Source organism: Stenotrophomonas sp. TD3, assembly GCF_001939825.1.
Lineage (GTDB): Bacteria > Pseudomonadota > Gammaproteobacteria > Xanthomonadales > Xanthomonadaceae > Stenotrophomonas.
The window spans coordinates 2,641,430-2,657,169 of sequence record NZ_MOYM01000001.1 but is presented as its reverse complement, the minus strand read 5'-3'; the positions used below and the strand labels follow the sequence as shown (position 1 = coordinate 2,657,169).

15 protein-coding genes are annotated in these 15,740 nt (G+C 68.6%); 5 read left to right on the top strand and 10 right to left on the bottom strand.

Translation table 11 applies throughout. The features are described 5' to 3' along the window. Positions 1–190: 190 nt before the first annotated feature. Together BKE09_RS12300 and BKE09_RS12295 are read right to left on the bottom strand one after the other, a co-directional pair. A complete protein-coding gene (locus tag BKE09_RS12300; protein WP_075675903.1) occupies positions 191–1,369 on the bottom strand; it encodes a glutathionylspermidine synthase family protein in 1,179 nt (392 codons plus the stop codon). Positions 1,370–1,376: 7 nt separating this feature from the next. After that, positions 1,377–1,949, bottom strand: a complete 573-nt coding sequence (locus BKE09_RS12295) for a DUF1190 domain-containing protein (protein ID WP_014038869.1) — start codon at positions 1,947–1,949, stop codon at positions 1,377–1,379. A gap of 420 nt (positions 1,950–2,369) precedes the next feature. On the opposite strand from BKE09_RS12295, the gene ilvD reads away from it, so the two are divergent. The 3 genes from ilvD (at position 2,370) to BKE09_RS12275 (ending at position 6,110) form a co-directional block, all read left to right on the top strand. After that, the gene (gene ilvD, locus BKE09_RS12285) at positions 2,370–4,208 is read left to right on the top strand and encodes a dihydroxy-acid dehydratase (RefSeq protein WP_075675902.1); all 1,839 of its coding nucleotides are present in this window, start codon (positions 2,370–2,372) and stop codon (positions 4,206–4,208) included. 108 nt (positions 4,209–4,316) lie between these two features. Next, positions 4,317–5,489, top strand: coding sequence for a DUF418 domain-containing protein (locus tag BKE09_RS12280; RefSeq protein ID WP_170871744.1), 1,173 nt, complete (start codon positions 4,317–4,319; stop codon positions 5,487–5,489). 27 nt (positions 5,490–5,516) lie between these two features. After that, a complete protein-coding gene (locus tag BKE09_RS12275; protein WP_075675900.1) occupies positions 5,517–6,110 on the top strand; it encodes a hypothetical protein in 594 nt (197 codons plus the stop codon). Between the two features lie 12 nt (positions 6,111–6,122). On the opposite strand, the gene dinG is transcribed toward BKE09_RS12275, so the two are convergent. The 3 genes from dinG to aroE form a co-directional block, all read right to left on the bottom strand. Further along, positions 6,123–8,225: an ATP-dependent DNA helicase DinG gene (gene dinG / locus BKE09_RS12270; protein WP_014038872.1), complete on the bottom strand. Its 2,103-nt coding sequence runs from the start codon at positions 8,223–8,225 to the stop codon at positions 6,123–6,125. Between the two features lie 155 nt (positions 8,226–8,380). Then, positions 8,381–8,734, bottom strand: coding sequence for a hypothetical protein (locus tag BKE09_RS12265; RefSeq protein ID WP_049444215.1), 354 nt, complete (start codon positions 8,732–8,734; stop codon positions 8,381–8,383). Between the two features lie 3 nt (positions 8,735–8,737). Then, positions 8,738–9,583 (bottom strand): shikimate dehydrogenase, encoded by an 846-nt coding sequence (gene aroE / locus BKE09_RS12260; RefSeq protein ID WP_075675899.1) that lies wholly within the window; start codon positions 9,581–9,583, stop codon positions 8,738–8,740. A gap of 48 nt (positions 9,584–9,631) precedes the next feature. Between aroE and BKE09_RS12255 the strand changes: the two genes are divergently transcribed. After that, complete coding sequence (locus BKE09_RS12255) at positions 9,632–10,495, top strand: PD40 domain-containing protein (protein ID WP_075675898.1); 864 nt, start codon at positions 9,632–9,634, stop codon at positions 10,493–10,495. 83 nt (positions 10,496–10,578) lie between these two features. Here the strand turns inward: BKE09_RS12255 and BKE09_RS12250 are convergent, their stop codons facing one another. The 4 genes from BKE09_RS12250 to BKE09_RS12235 form a co-directional block, all read right to left on the bottom strand. After that, positions 10,579–10,848: a hypothetical protein gene (locus BKE09_RS12250; protein WP_075675897.1), complete on the bottom strand. Its 270-nt coding sequence runs from the start codon at positions 10,846–10,848 to the stop codon at positions 10,579–10,581. A gap of 32 nt (positions 10,849–10,880) precedes the next feature. Continuing rightward, the gene (gene hemB, locus BKE09_RS12245; protein WP_075675896.1) at positions 10,881–11,870 is read right to left on the bottom strand and encodes a porphobilinogen synthase; all 990 of its coding nucleotides are present in this window, start codon (positions 11,868–11,870) and stop codon (positions 10,881–10,883) included. A gap of 19 nt (positions 11,871–11,889) precedes the next feature. Beyond that, positions 11,890–12,807, bottom strand: coding sequence for a bestrophin family ion channel (locus BKE09_RS12240; protein WP_014038878.1), 918 nt, complete (start codon positions 12,805–12,807; stop codon positions 11,890–11,892). Positions 12,808–12,930: 123 nt separating this feature from the next. Beyond that, positions 12,931–13,179 (bottom strand): hypothetical protein, encoded by a 249-nt coding sequence (locus tag BKE09_RS12235; protein ID WP_005420185.1) that lies wholly within the window; start codon positions 13,177–13,179, stop codon positions 12,931–12,933. Positions 13,180–13,365: 186 nt separating this feature from the next. Between BKE09_RS12235 and BKE09_RS12230 the strand changes: the two genes are divergently transcribed. Then, positions 13,366–13,830, top strand: coding sequence for a hypothetical protein (locus BKE09_RS12230; RefSeq protein WP_014038879.1), 465 nt, complete (start codon positions 13,366–13,368; stop codon positions 13,828–13,830). 102 nt (positions 13,831–13,932) lie between these two features. On the opposite strand, the gene BKE09_RS12225 is transcribed toward BKE09_RS12230, so the two are convergent. After that, positions 13,933–15,729, bottom strand: a complete 1,797-nt coding sequence (locus BKE09_RS12225; RefSeq protein WP_075675895.1) for a DUF885 domain-containing protein — start codon at positions 15,727–15,729, stop codon at positions 13,933–13,935. Between the last annotated feature and the right edge of the window lie 11 nt (positions 15,730–15,740).

Genomic DNA, 15,740 nt, shown 5'->3' with positions numbered 1-15,740 from the left:
TCGGCATCTACCCACGGCGGTTGCCGGCCAGCGGCCGGCACTACCCCTGCAGCAACCGACGCATCGCTTTGGTGGGTGCCAACCTTGGTTGGCGCGGAATCAACGGCGCCGGCCAGCGGCCGGCACTACCCGTGTCGTTCTACGACCGGCGTCATTCGTCCTCGTCGACCTTGGGGGCGCCGCACCGCCATCAGACGTAGATCCGCGTCGGCGCCTCATCGACGATCGCGTGCGGCACGAAGCGCGCACTGTCGCGGGTGATCGCGCTGTCGTCCTCGCGGATGCCGATGCCGCAGGCGTGATCGCCTACCACCCAGCTGCCGATCAGCGGGTAGCCGCCCTCGAAGCGGGTCAGCGGATGCGCGCGCTGGATGATCGCCGGGCCGTCGTAGGGCCCGTCGCTGCTTTGGGTGCTGCCATCGGCCAGGTGCATCTCGATGTTGGCGCCTTCGCGCGAGAACAGCGGCTTGCGCACCCAACCCGACGCCAGCGTGCTGCCGTCATCGAAATGCGCCTCCAGCAGGTTCGGATGGCCCACGTTGCGCTGCCACAGCAACGGCAGGATGCCCTTGTTGCTCAGCACCGCTTTCCACGCCGGCTCCAGCAGCTGCACGCCCGAGCCGGGCAGCGCGCGACCGAATTCCTCGGCCATCAGGTCTTCCAGCGGATACAGCTTGAACAGCGTGCCGATCACCGAATCATCCAGCGCGGTGAAGCGGCCGTCCTCGGACAGACCGATATCCTCGATGGCGATGGCCTGGCCATGCAGGCCGGCCTGCGACGCACAGTCGCGCAGGTACTCGACGGTGCCACGGTCCTCTTCCGAACTGCCCACGGCGCTGAAATACAGCGGCGGCGGCAGCTGCGTGGCCAGTTCGCCGAAGCGTTCGACCAGCGCTTCGTGGATCGCGTTGAACTGGTCGGCATGCTGCGGCAGGCGACCGGCGTTGCGCTGGTCTTCCAGCCACTGCCACTGGAAGAAGCTGGCCTCGAACAGCGAGGTCGGCGTGTCGTAGTTCAGTTCGTACAGCTTGGCCGGGCCGGTGCCGTCGTAGGCCAGATCCAGGCGTCCATAGAGGTGCGGCTGGCGCTGGCGCCAGCTGTCGGCGATCCAGTCGCGGTAATGCGACGGAATCGCCAGCTGGTCCATCAACCGTTCGCTGCCGATGACATCACCGACCAGGTCCATCGCCATCTGGTGCAGCTCGGCGCTGGGGTCTTCGATGTCCTGCTCGATCTGGCGCAGGGTGAAGGCGTAGTACGCGCTTTCATCCCAGTACGGCTGGCCGTCGATGGTGTGGAAGCGGAAACCCGCTTCTTCCGCGCGTGCCCGCCACTTGGCACGCTCGGCAATCCGGATGCGCTGCATGGGTCGATCAGCCGCCGTAGCTGCCGCTGGTGCTGCGGCGTGCGCTGGTGTTGCCGAAACCACCACGGCTGGCGGTGACCGCACGGTTCGGCTCGCTGGTGACCGGGGCCAGGCCAGCCTTGCCCGCGCCGATGCCGCTGGCGGTGTTCAGGCCGCCGCTGCCGCCCGGAGCCGGACGCGCCCAACCGGCGCTCTTGTCCTGGTAGGCCGGCGAAGCGGCCGGCGCCTGCGGGGCGAGGCCGCCGCGGTTGCTCAGCATCTGCGACATGAAGAAGCCCATCATCATCGGGCCGATGAACGAAGTACCGGCCGAGGTGTGCTGCTGCACGCACTGTTCCGGCTTGTAGTCCTTCTCGCAGGCTTCCTTGCTGGCGTACTTCGGCGCCGCATCGGCGGCCTGCTTCTGCGCTTCGGCGAAGGCATTGCGGCACGACGACGGATCGCCGGTGGCCTCAGTGCAGGCCTCCACCGAGGTATACAGGCCTTCCTGCACCTTCACCTCCGGCTCCTTCTGGCAGGCGGTGAACAGCAGCGGCGCGGCGCTCATCAGCAGCAGCGCGGTGGTGCGGGAACGTTTCATGGCCTCATGCCCTGTCGACGGATCAATGCCCCAATGATGCCAAATCCGGACCAGTAACCGGAATCGGCAAAGTGGGAAAGATGAACGGACTTTCATTTTCGTCGTTCCAATCAGGAATCGGGGTCGGATCGCGGCCAACTGTCGAAGGCGGGGTGGGTCCGGTGGCAGGGGTGTGAGCGGCATGGATGCCGCGACCAAGCCCCCATGGACGGGTTCACGGCGTCCCCTGCCACCGGACCCACCCCGCCGTCCCACGGATAGCCCAGCTGTTGCTGTTGAGGTTGCCGGCCAGCGGCCGGCACTACCGCGGGTGCCGGGCACAGCCCGGTCGGACCACCTCCGGTGGTTGCAGCAGCAACCGAAAAAATTGGCCATGATCAGGCGACTCCCACGTCGTACGGCCCGCCCGTTCCGCCAGCCATGCCCGAATACCGCTCCCGCACCTCCACCGCCGGTCGCAACATGGCCGGCGCCCGCGCCCTGTGGCGTGCCACCGGCATGAAGGACGGCGACTTCCACAAACCGATCATCGCCATCGCCAACTCCTTCACCCAGTTCGTGCCCGGCCACGTGCACCTGAAGGACCTCGGCCAGCTGGTCGCGCGCGAGATCGAGCAGGTCGGCGGCGTCGCCAAGGAATTCAACACCATCGCCGTGGACGACGGCATCGCGATGGGCCACGACGGCATGCTGTATTCGCTGCCCAGCCGCGAGATCATCGCCGATGCCGTGGAGTACATGGTCAACGCGCACTGCGCCGACGCGCTGGTGTGCATCAGCAACTGCGACAAGATCACCCCCGGCATGCTGATGGCCGCGCTGCGCCTCAACATCCCGGTGGTGTTCGTCTCCGGCGGGCCGATGGAAGCAGGCAAGACCAAGCTGTCCGAGCACAAGCTGGACCTGGTCGACGCGATGGTGGTGGCCGCCGATGACAGCGCCTCCGACGAGAAGGTCGCCGCGTTCGAGCGCAGCGCCTGCCCCACCTGCGGTTCCTGCTCGGGCATGTTCACCGCCAACTCGATGAACTGCCTGACCGAAGCACTGGGCCTGTCGCTGCCCGGCAACGGCACCACGCTGGCCACCCACGCCGACCGCGAAGCGCTGTTCCGTCGTGCCGGCCGCCTGATCGTCGAGCTCTGCCACCGCTGGTATGGCGGCGAAGACGCGAGCGCGCTGCCGCGCGGCATCGCCACCCAGGCCGCCTTCGCCAATGCGATGACCCTGGACATCGCCATGGGCGGTTCCACCAACACCATCCTGCACCTGCTGGCTGCCGCGCAGGAAGCCGAGGTCGACTTCGACCTGACCCACATCGATGCGCTGTCGCGGCGCGTCCCGCAGCTGTGCAAGGTGGCACCGAACACGCCGAAGTACCACATCGAAGACGTGCACCGCGCCGGCGGCGTGTTCGGCATCCTGGGTGAGCTGGACCGCGCCGGCCTGCTCGATACCACGGTGCCGACCGTGCACAGCACCAGCCTGGCCGACGCGCTGGAACGCTGGGACGTGGTGCGCAGTGACAACGACACCCTGCATGCCTTCTTCAAGGCCGGCCCGGCCGGCATCCCCACCCAGGAGGCCTTCAGCCAGGCCACGCGCTGGCCGAGCCTGGACGTGGACCGCGCCGAAGGCTGCATCCGCTCGCTGCAGCACGCATATTCGCTGGAAGGCGGCCTCGCCGTGCTGCGCGGCAACCTGGCCGTGGATGGCTGCGTGGTGAAGACCGCCGGCGTGGACGAGTCGATCCATGTGTTCGAAGGCCCCGCGCGCGTCTATGAAAGCCAGGACGCCGCCGTCGCCGGCATCCTCGCCGACGAAGTGCAGCCGGGTGACGTGGTGGTGATCCGCTACGAGGGCCCGAAGGGCGGCCCCGGCATGCAGGAAATGCTGTACCCGACCAGCTACCTGAAATCGAAGGGGCTGGGCAAGCAATGCGCGCTGCTCACCGATGGCCGCTTTTCCGGCGGCACCTCGGGCCTGTCGATCGGCCACGTCTCACCGGAAGCTGCCAGCGGCGGTGTCATCGGCCTGGTGGAAAACGGCGACCGCATCCGCATCGACATCCCCGCCCGCCGCATCGATCTGCTGCTGGACGAGGCCACCCTTGCCCAGCGCCGCGCCGACGCCGATGCGCGCGGCTGGAAACCGCGCGCACCGCGCCCGCGCAAGGTCACCAGTGCGCTGAAGGCTTACGCGCTGCTGGCCACCAGTGCCGACAAGGGTGCGGTACGCAACACCGCGCTGCTCGGCGATTGATCCCCGTGCGGTAGTGCCGGCCGCTGGCCGGCATCTGCACAATGCGTCTGCACATCAATGAGGTTGCCGGCCAGCGGCCGGCACTACCGATCCGGTACGCTGCGCGGCATGACCCATCGCCCGCCGCGCCAACCCCTCATCGATGCCCTGCGTGGGTTCGCGCTGCTCGGCGTGTTCCTGGTCAACCTGCGCTTCTTCTCGCTCGATGCGTTGATGACCGAGGCCGCCCAGCAGGCACTGCCCAGCGCGGCGCTCGACCACGCCATCCGTACCGGCATGGAATGGCTGGTGGACATGAAGGCGATCACCCTGTTCTCGCTGCTGTTCGGCATGGGCGTGGCGATGCAGATGGACAGCAATACGCCGGGCAGCATGGCCGCGCACCTGCGGCGGATGGCGGTACTGCTGGTGATCGGCCTGCTGCATTCGGTGCTGCTGTGGTGGGGTGACATCCTGCTGGTGTATGCGCTGGTGGGCCTGCTGCTGCCGCTGTTCCGTCACCTGGGTGATCGCGCACTGCTGTCCAGCGGGGTGTTCATTGCCCTGTTGCTGCCACCGCTGCTGTCGCCGTGGATCCGCGAATGGGTCGCCCTGCTCACACCGCGCGCGCAGATGAACGCCATGGCGCTCGATGCTCTGGCGCACGGCACGCTGGCGCAGGCGTGGTGGCACAACCTGCAGCTGGCGGCATGGCTGAAGCTGAGCAACTGGGCGCTGCTGTTCTTCGTGCTCGGCCGCTTCCTGCTGGGCTACTGGGCCGGCCGCCGCGGACTGCTGCAGCAGCCGCAGGCGCATCTGCCGCTGCTGCGCTCGATCGCCGTCGGCAGCCTGCTGCTGACGGCGGTGTTCCTGTGGATCGATGCCCAGGCCGATGCGCTCAAACAGGCATGGCCGGCGCTGCGTGCGGGCGTGCCCGGCTACCTGCTGCGCGTGTCCTATCGCGTTGCGCCACTGGCGCTGGGCATTGCTGCGGCGGCGATCTTCACCCTGCTCTATCTGCGCCCGTGGGCCGAGCGCATGCTGCGCGTGTTCGTGCCGGCCGGGCGCATGGCACTGAGCAACTACCTGCTGCAAAGCGCGATCTGCGTGCCGCTGTTTGCCGGCTTCGGGCTGGGTATCGGCCCGCAGTACGGGCTGTGGCCAGTGCTCCTGGTGGCGGCGGTGGTGTTCCCGCTGCAACTGTGGGCGAGCGCGTGGTGGCTGCGTGGCCATCGCTTCGGGCCGGTCGAATGGCTGTGGCGCAGCGCCAGCGAAGGGCAATGGCTGCCGCTGCGGCGCTAGAGTGTGCGCGGTCTACAGGAAGCCCCCATGAAATTCTCCCGCGTGGTCCTGCTGCTGGCACTGGCCGGCGCCTCCGCCCCGGCGCTGGCCGACGACTGCCGGTTCGACGATCACGCCGGACTGCAGGCGATGACGCCCGAGGCGTTCAACCGCGGGCCTGGCGATGGCTGGGACGCACTGATCGAGCGCTCGGGCTGCCAGCTGGAGATCGCTGACCTGTTCGCCGCCTACCGCCGACAGTCCAAGGCGGCCGGGCATACCGAGCTGACCTGGCATGAGGCGCAGCTACGCGCCGACGCAGGGCAGCGCGATCCCGCCAGCGCCTTGATGCGGCTGACCTACAGGCCCCGCAACGCTGATCCGGAGGGATGGAACCTGTACGTCGACGCCACCATTGCGTTTCTCGATGACGACCTGCCGGCACTGCGCCGCATTCGCGCGCGACTGGCTGCACTGCCACCGCCGGCGGGCAGCGGGCTCAACGATGGGTCGGCGCTGATGCAGGCCGTGGATGGCGCGCAGAGGGCGCCATGGCCGCCACGGTTGAAGATCGTCGATGCCCTCATCCGCTGCATGTACCAGCCCTACGCGCTGGCGTCCGGATCGTGCCCGGAACCGTAGTACGGCCCCCGGTCAGCCGATCACGCGCTTGAACGGCGGCAGCGCATCGATGATGCGCTTGCCGTAGCGGCGGGTCAGCAGCCGCGAATCGAGAATGACCACGCGGCCGGTGTCGGTGGAGGTGCGGATCAGGCGGCCGGCGAACTGGGTCAACGTGCGCAGCGCATGCGGAATGGCGATCAGGTTGAAGGCATTGAGCCCGCGCCCCTCGAACCATTCGCTGAGGGTAGCGGTCTGCGGGTCGGTCGGCACCGCGAACGGCACCTGGGTGATCACCACGGTGGTGCAGGCCTCGCCGGGCAGGTCGAGGCCTTCGCCGAACGAATTCAGCCCGAACAGCACCGAGCCTTCGCCTGCCGCCACGCGGCGCAGGTGCTCGTCGATCAGCCGGGTCTTGGACATCTCGCCCTGCACCAGCACCTGCTTGCGGCGCGCGGCCGACATCAGCCCGGCCACCTTCTCCATCTTCCAGCGCGAGGTGAACAGCACCATCGAGCCCTTGGCCCAGTCCAGTTCGGTGTCGAGGTAACGCGCCACTTCGCGCGGATGGCCTTCGCGGTCGTCCGGCGTGACCGGGAACTTCGGCACGATCAGCTCGGCCTGGTTGGGCAGGTCGAAGGGCGACGACAGCGAGACCATCTCGGCCTCTTCCGGAATGCCGTTGTCGATCGCCAGCGACTGGAAGTCGCCACCGCCGGTCAACGTCGCCGAGGTCATCACCACCGAGTCCACTTCATCCCACAGCAGCTTGCGCAGCACGTGCGCGGCCGACACCGGCGAGCCGTGCAGCACCAGGTCGCCATCGCGGGTAGCGGTGACCCAACGTGCCATCGGCGGCGCGCCGTCCTTGTCCTCGCGGCGCCACGCCTGCCACAGGTTGTACTGCTGCTCGATCATCTCCAGCGCCATGCCCAGGTTGCGCTGCAGGCGCTCGCGCGCGGCATCGTCCGGCTTGCCCTTGGCCACCTGCGCGGTGGCGGCATGCGCCCAGTTGTAGAGGCTGCGGGTATCGTCGGCCAGCGCTTCGATCGGCTCGCGCCAGGCCTCGGGCAGGCGACCATTGGCCGCGCGCCACATCGGTTCCTCGTCGGCCGGCGCCGGCATCCACACCCGTTCGATGTGGTCGCGGAACGCACGCAGCTGTTTGGCCACGTTGCTGGCCACCTCGATCGCTTCGTTCGGCAACAGGTTGCCAAGGCGGTCCTTGTCGACCGCGCGGTAGGCACCGGCGATCAGGATCTGCAGGCGGCCGGTGCGCTTGGCCATCTCGTCCAGCGCGAGGCTGGCCGCACCCTGGTCGATCGCCACGTTGCCGATGTGATGGCCTTCGTCCAGCACCAGCAGCATGTCCGAGGGCGGCGCGATCAACGGCTGGCCATTGTCGCTGTCACCGATCGACAGCGCCGACAGCAGCAGCGCGTGGTTGGTGACCACGATCTGTGCGTCGCGCACCGTATTGCGCGAACGCAGCACCGCGCACTGCGCCGAATAGGCACAGCGGCGCCCGGCGCAGCCCGAAGCCGGCGTGGTGATGCGGCTGCGCAGGCCGGGGCTGATGGTCTCCGGCGCGTTGTCGATGTCGCCGTCCCAGCTGCCGCCAGTGAAGGCGTCGGTCAGGCGCTTGGCGATGTCCATCTCGATCGGCGCCAGCGGCCGGTCGAACAAGGGTGCGTCATCCTCGAACATGCCACCCTGCGAACCCTCGCCCTGTGCCTCGGCAGCATTGCGCGTGCACAGGTAGCGGGTACGGCCCTTGGCCAGCGCCACGGTCGCTTCCAGGCCGGTGGCCTTGAGGAAATTCGGGATGTCGCGCTCGACCAGCTGCGACTGCAGCGCCACGGTGCCGGTGCTGATCACCAGCTTCTTCTTGCTGGCCAGTGCGATCGGTACGCCCGCGGTGAGGTAGCCCAGGCTCTTGCCGACGCCGGTCGGCGCCTCGACCACGCCGACGCCACCGCTTTTCGACAGCGCGCGCGACACCACGCCGATCATCTGGCTCTGCGAGCGACGGGTGGAGAAGCCGGGGGTATTGGCCTGCAGCGTCGTGTACGCCTTGCGGATCGCGTCCTTCAAGGTGTCATCGAGCGTGCGCGGAGCGGCGACGGTTTCGGTCACGCCGGGAACTACCGTAGCTGGATCAGGCCGGTCATTGTCGCATGGCCGGCCATGTCCGCCGCCGCTGGCTGCCTGAACGGGGTAGCGACGACGCCCGGCGGCTGGATGAACACGCCGGACGCTGCTGGCGACGGCCCGGGGCCGTCACCCGGGTGTCACTGCACCGCGTTGCCGCGCAGCCGCAGCAGGCGCACCAGTGCCCACACCAGCAGCACCACGCCGATGGCCTCGACCATCGCCAGCGCGAAGTGCACCACGCCGAAGATCGCGCTCATGCCCGAGATGGCGCTGAAGTTGCCACTGCTGACCAGCCACATCGGCAGCATGCCCGCCGCCAGGCCACCCAGGCTGGACAGCAGCAGCAACAGCAGGCCGACCAGCGCGCCGGTACGGGTGGCATCGCGCGGCGCACCGACCACCCAGACCAGGCCGACGCACAGCGCGATCAGCACCGGCAGGCGCACGCCGACCATGCTCAGCACTGTCACCATCAGGGTTGTGCTGTCCATCGGTCAGTCCTCGCCGGCCAGCACGGCCGAGCCCTGGCGCAGCGCCTGGTAGACCTCGCCGGTCTGCGGGCGCACGCCGTGCCACTGCAGGAAGCTCTCGGCGGCCTGCTCGACCAGCATGCCCAGGCCGTCGACGGTATTGCGGCACTGCGCCGCACGGGCCCATGCCAGGAAGGCAATGGCCGCCTCGCCGTAGTTCAGGTCGACGGCGGTGGTCATCGAATTGACCAGCGACAGCGGCAGCTTGAACTCGACGTCGCGGTCGCGGCCAGCCGAGGTGGCGTTGACGATCAGTTCGAAGTCGCCGAGGTCGCGCAGGTCCTCCCAGTAGCGGCTGATCGCACGGCCCGGCTCGCCCATCGCGTCGATCAGTTCATCGGCGCGCTCCGGCGTGCGGTTGACCACCACCAGTTCGGTGATGCCGGCATCGAGCAGCGCCGGGGCGACGCTGCGCGCCGAGCCACCGGCGCCGATCATCAGCACGCGGCGGCCGCGCAGGTCCAGGCCGTGGCGGTCGGTCAGGTCACGCACCAGGCCGATGCCATCGGTGGTGTCGCCGTGCCAGCGGTCGCCCTTGCGCAGCAGCGTGTTGACCGAGCCGGCGCGGCGCGCGCGTGCGGTCAGCGTGGTGCACACCGAGAACGCGGCTTCCTTGTGCGGCAGGGTGACGTTGGCACCGACACCGCCCTCGGCGGCGAAGGCCTCCAGGCCGGCCAGGAACGCATCCGGGGCCAGGTCGATCGCGCGGTAGTCGATGGCGATGCCTTCCTGGCGACCGAACGTCGCGTGGATCTGCGGCGACTTCGAGTGGGCAACGGGGTGTCCGAAGACGGCGTAACGGTCGGTCATGGAATCCTCAAGCTGGCTAGACTGATGCTCTTTCGTGCACGGAACCGGATGATGCGCATCACCCCGCCCCTGCTGGTGCTCGCCGCCAGTCTACTCTCTGCCCCCGTGGCGATGGCGTTGAACGAGTACGGCATCGAAGGCATGGGCGTGGTCTCGACCCGCGCCGACGAGGGCCGCGCCACGATCAGCGCCGATGGCCAGCGCATCGTCTTCGCCCGCCGCGGCGAGGCCGGCTGGGGCCTGTGGGAGGCACGCGTGGTGGACGGTCGCTGGCAGCAGGCACAGGCACTGCCGGTAGGCGTGGCCGGTGAAGCCCGCGATCCCTACTTCAGCCGGGACGGCCGCTGGCTGCTGTTCGCGGCCGGTCGCGAGGGCGCACTGGCGCTGTACCGCGCTGCGTTGGCCGCCGACGGCCAGCTGGGCCCAGCGCAGCCGCTGGCCGGTGACGGAGGTCGCCGGGAAGAGCGCGGGCCGGCCCTGAGCGCGGATGGCCAGCGGCTGTTGTTTGCCCGGCAGCAGGGCCGCGGCGCCGGCTGGGACCTGTTCGTGGCGACGCTGGATGCGCAGGGCCTGCGCGGCCCGGCCAGCGCACTGAGCGCGTTGAACAGCGCCGACGACGAGACCGACGGTGACTGGCTGGGCCATGACGGCGCCGTGGTATTCAGCCGCGGCAGCGGCAGTACCGCGCAGGTCTGGATCAGCGGCTGTGCGTGGAGCGGCGTGGCGCTGCAGCCGCTGGGGCTGTCGTTCAACCGGGCCGGCGGCTGGACCGGCGCGCCGGTGATCGACAACGCCAAGCCGGGCGAGATGATGGTTGCCAGCAGTGCAGCGAAGGCGCCGCGTGCCGGTGGCGTGGATGTGTACCGGTTGGCCGTGCCGAAGGTGGCGGCGGTGCCGGGGTGCGTGCGGTAGATCCACGCCATGCGTGGATGGTGCCCGCGAAGGGGTCAGAGCCCTTTCCTGCGGAAAGGGATCCGACCCCGGGCATTGCCCCGTCAGCGCGAAAGCACCTTGGCACGCTGCTGCTCGTACTCCATCTCGCTCAGCTGGCCGTTGTCCTTGCGCTGGTTCAGCGCGGCCAGCTCGGCCTGCACGCTGTCCGGCAGCGCCTGCTCACGGGCCACGTGACGGGCGGCGGAGAGCTGTTCCGGCGGGCGCTTGCCGGCCCGCCAGGCCGCGATGAACACACCGACGATGATGGCGCCGAACACCAGCGTACCGATGCCCCAGATCAACCATTGCACCCATCCCAGTTCGGGTCCCATCGCGTATTCCTCCGTCTATCGTGGCGCTATTGTCAGCGCTCGCGCAGCCATCGCGCCACCTGCGGCGCGAAATAGGTCAGCACACCATCGGCGCCGGCCCGCTTGAAGCCCAGCAGCGACTCCATCACGCAGGCGCGTTCGTCCAGCCAGCCGTTGGCGAAGGCGGCCTTCATCATCGCGTACTCGCCACTGACCTGGTAGGCAAAGGTCGGCACGCCGAATTTTTCCTTCACCCGGCGCACCAGGTCCAGGTAGGGCATGCCCGGCTTGACCATCACCATGTCGGCGCCTTCTTCCAGGTCCAGCGCGATCTCGCGCAGGGCCTCGTCGCCGTTGGCCGGGTCCATCTGGTAGGTCTTCTTGTCGGCCTTGCCGAGGCTGGCGGCGCTGCCCACTGCATCACGGAACGGGCCGTAGAACGCCGAGGCGTACTTGGCCGAGTAGGCCATGATGCGCACGTTGATGTGGTTGCCGGCATCCAGCGCACGGCGGATCGCGCCGATGCGGCCGTCCATCATGTCAGACGGCGAGACGATGTCCACGCCCGCTTCAGCGTGCGATACCGACTGCTTGACCAGTGCTTCGACGGTGATGTCATTGAGCACGTAACCCTTGTCGTCGATGATGCCGTCCTGGCCGTGGGTGGTGTACGGGTCCAGCGCCACGTCGGTCATCACCCCCAGTTCGGGGAAGCGCGACTTCAGCGCGCGGATCGCACGCTGCGCCAGGCCGTCCTCGGCCCACGCCGCCGACGCATCCAGCGACTTCAACGACGGGTCGATCACCGGGAACAGGTCGATCACCGGAATGCCCAGCTCCAGCGCTTCCTCGGCCACCTTCAGCAGCTCTTCGATCGACAGCCGCTCCACGCCCGGCATCGACGGCACCGCGGTGCGGCCGGCCCGTTCGTGCACGAACACCGGGTAGATCAGGTCGTCGGTGGTCAGCGTGTTCTCACGCATCAGGCGGCGCGAGAACTCGTCGTGGCGCATGCGGCGCGGGCGATAAAGCGGGTGGGACATGGCAGGCTCCGAGGAGTGGCTATTGCAACAGGTAGCCCTGCGGCAGCAGGGGTTCGGGCAACGGGCGTTCGCCGAGCGCGTCGAGCTGGTCGATCTCGATCGTGCGCACCAGCGCGTCCAGCGGCAGGTCGTTCGGCTCCAGGCCGAACGGGTCTTCCATTTCTTCGCCCAGCTGGTCCAGGCCGAAGAAAGCATAGGCGAGCACCGCCGACAGCACCGGCGTGCCCCAGCCCAGCGAACTGGCCAGGCCGAACGGCAGCAGCACGCAGAACATCCACGCACAGCGGTGCAGCAGCAGGGTGTAGGCGAACGGCAGCGGCGTGGTGAGGATGCGCTCGCAGCCGGCCTGGATCGACGACATCGCGTGCAGGCGCTCTTCCAGCTGGGTGTAGAGGATCGGGTCGAGTTCACCGGCGCGCAGGGCCTGGGCCAGCTCGGCGGCGATCATCGACAGCAATGCGTCCGGCACGTTCTCGCGCTGGCCCAGCTGCTCGCGCTGCGGCTTGTCCAGCCACGGCAACGCCGCCAGGGCCACGATGCGGCCCCGCAGGCGCGCGGCCAGCGCATGGGCAAAGGCGGTGGTGAGGTAGGCGATGCGGCGACGGCGGCCGGCGTCATCGGCCAGCAGCAGGTTCACCTGGCGGGCCAGCGAGCGCGATTCGTAGACCAGCTGGCCCCACAGCTTGCGGCCTTCCCACCAGCGGTCATAGCAGGCGCTGTTGCGGAAGCTGAGGAAGATCGACAGGACCAGGCCGAGCAGGGTGAACGGCGTGACGGAAACGCGTTCGATGCCGGTCGGCGGCGCCAGTTCCACCACCGCGGCCACCGCGATGGACAGGATCAGGATGGCCAGCACCTTCGGCGCGATCGCTTTGACGATCGAGCCGCGCAGGATGTACAGCAGTTGCCAGCCGTGGGGACGGGGTCGGATGATCATGGGGCAGCCGCGCCGGGCGCGGATTCACAGGCACGCGGGGGGCTCGCGCAGCCGTTCATTGTACGCCCCTGCCCGGCCCGCGGCCGTGTACCTGCGACGCCCTGTCGCACCCGGCGGCGACGCTCAGATCACGCCGCCACCCAGGCCCAGGCGCAGGATGCCGACCACCACCACGATGCCGTTCAGCACCAGCCCGGCCCAGGCCCGGCCCCGCTTGGTCGGGTGCGTGAACAGGATGCCCAGCGCGGCGATCACCGCGCCCACGGCGGCGAATGGGATCAGGAACCAGTTGCCCCAGCCCAGCAGCGGAATCAGCGCGAGGATCATCCACAACAGCGCCAGTACGCCCCACAACAGACTGATCACACCCATTCCGCTCTCCCGCAGTTGGTTCCTGTCTGTCCACCATAGTCGTTCCCGCGGTCGCCGCCTACTGCCGTTGGCGGGGCTGTCACCGGCACCGTGCTAGCGTGCTGCCGTGCGTGCCCTGGCCCGGGTGTTGGCGCCGATTCAGAGTGGCCCGCCGATGATCGCAACCAGTCCTACAGGGGGCGTGCCATGAACATCCGTTGGGCCGCGTTGGCGGCCATCCTGCTGGTCGCCGCCGGCTGTGCCAGCACTTCCAAGGTCATGCTGGGGCGCGCCCGCGCGCCGATCGATCCGGCACTGGTGCAGATCTATTCGACGCCGCCGGCCGGCTCCCAGGAAATCGCCCAGCTGGAATCGGCATCTGCCGTGGGCTTCGGCACGCAGGGCCAGACCGATGCAGCGGTGGCGCGCCTGAAGCGCGAGGCCGCAGCGCTGGGTGCCAATGGCGTGGTACTGATGGGCGTGGGCAGCAGCGGTTCGCCGGTGGGCATGTCGGTCGGCGCCGGCACGTTCGGCTCGCACGTCGGCGGTGGCGTCGGCATCGGCATTCCGACCACGCAGAAACGCGCCGCCGGCGTCGCGATCTGGGTACCGAACCCGGCCCCCCCGGCACGGCTGCCGACGCAGGTGATCACACCGCAGCCGCAGCGCTGACGGTGATGCGGTAGATCCACGCCATGCGTGGATGGGCATCCCCGGTGACGCACGGGGTCAGAGCCCTTCCCTACGGAAAGGGATCCGACCCCAGCGCTTCGGTTACTTGTACTTCGGCACGAACACCTTGTTCACCGCATCGGCCAGCTGGTCCGGCGGCAGCAGGCCCTGGTCGAGCAGGAAGTTGTTGAACGCCAGGCGATCAAACTTCGCACCCAGTGCCAGCTCGGTCTGCATGCGCAGTTCCAGGATGCGGGTGTAGCCGTAGAAGTAGCTGCCGGCCTGGCCGGGCATGCGCACCATGTAGCGGTCCAGTTCCTGGGTGGCCATCGCCTTGGACAGGCCGACCTGCTCCATCAGCACGCGCTCGCCGTTGGCACGGTCGGTCATGCCAAGGTTGAGCATCGGGTCGAGCATCGCGCGTGCGGCGCGCAGCAGGCGGAACTGCAGGGCGATCATCTGCCCGTCCAGCGGCTCGTACGGCACCATCTCGGCTTCGGCATACAGCGCCCAGCCTTCCACGTTCACCGAATTGAACGCGAACATGGTGCGTGCCAGCGACACGCCGCGCTCGACCATGGCGGTGAACTGCAGCTCGTGGCCAGGGCGGCCTTCATGCGCGCTCAGCGTCCACGCCGCCGCACCGAAGTTGAAGTCGTCGTACTGCGCACCCGGGCCCGCGGCCGGGTTGCCCAGCGGCAGCACGAAGGTGCCCTGCTGCCCGGTGTTGTTGACCAGCGGCGCCGGCAGGAAATGCGGTGCCGGGCTGGCCGCGCTCTCTGCAGCCGAGCCCAGGCGCATCTGCATCGCGCGCTTGGGCACATCGACGATGGCGTGCTCGCGGATCAACGGATCGATCGCATCGATCACCTTGCGGTAGTGGCCTTCCAGATGGTCGTCGGCGATCTTGTCGGCCTTCAGCGCGCGGATCACCGCCACCGGGTCGCTCGGGTCGGCCACCTTCAGGCCCTTGTCCTTCACCACCAGCGGCGCCAGCTGCTGCATCGCCGAGCGGGTTTCCATGAACTCCAGCTGCGCGCGCTGCATCAGCAGCTTCGGGTCGATGTCGATGCCGACCTGCTTGAGCTGGTAGGCGTACAACGGCGCCGGCAGCCGTGCGTCGCTGCGCGCCTTCGGCAGCACGGTCGAGCGCGTCCAGCTGGCGTAGTCCTTCATCTGCCCGGCCAGGGCCTTCATCGCTTCATCGGCACCGGCGATCTGGTACTTCTTCAGCAGCGACTCGATGCCGCTGATGTAGGTCTCGACGTTGTCCAGCGACTGCTGCACTTCGATCTTCGTCGGCTGCAGCAGGCTGCTGTCCTTCAGTCGCTCTTCGTAGCGCTGGCGGGCCAGCGTGGTGAACGCGGTGCCGCCCGGCTGCAGGCCGGCATAGGCCTTGAGGCGGTCGATCGCCTTGGCCCGGCGCTCGGCCGGCACCTGGTCGGACAGCAGCAGGTTGAGGCCGCTGAACACCGTCTGCGGCGCGTCACTCCACGGCAGCAGGTACGTCTCGTTGAGCTCGCTGCCTTCGATGTTCTGGTTGGCGGCGTGGATCATGATCTCCAGGTCCTGGCGGACATTGGGATCCTTCTCGGTGGCCAGCTTCGCCTTCAGTTCGTCGCGGGCCTTGGCCATCGCGGCGCGGTAGCGCTTGCCGTTGTCCGGGCCGAGGTCGGCCACCTTGTCGTCGTAGCCGGGCACGCCGAAGAAGCCGGTTTCTTCCGGCTGGAACGGCCCCTGCGCATCCAGCAGGATCTGCGCCAGTGCATTGCTGCGGGCGACCCAGGCCGGGCTGGCCGGGGTGGCGGCCTTGGCGGCGGGTGCAGCCAGCGCCGGCGGTGCGGACAGCAACGGGGCGGCGGTCAGGGCCAGGGCAACGGCCAATGCAATCGGCTTCATGGGACACTCCA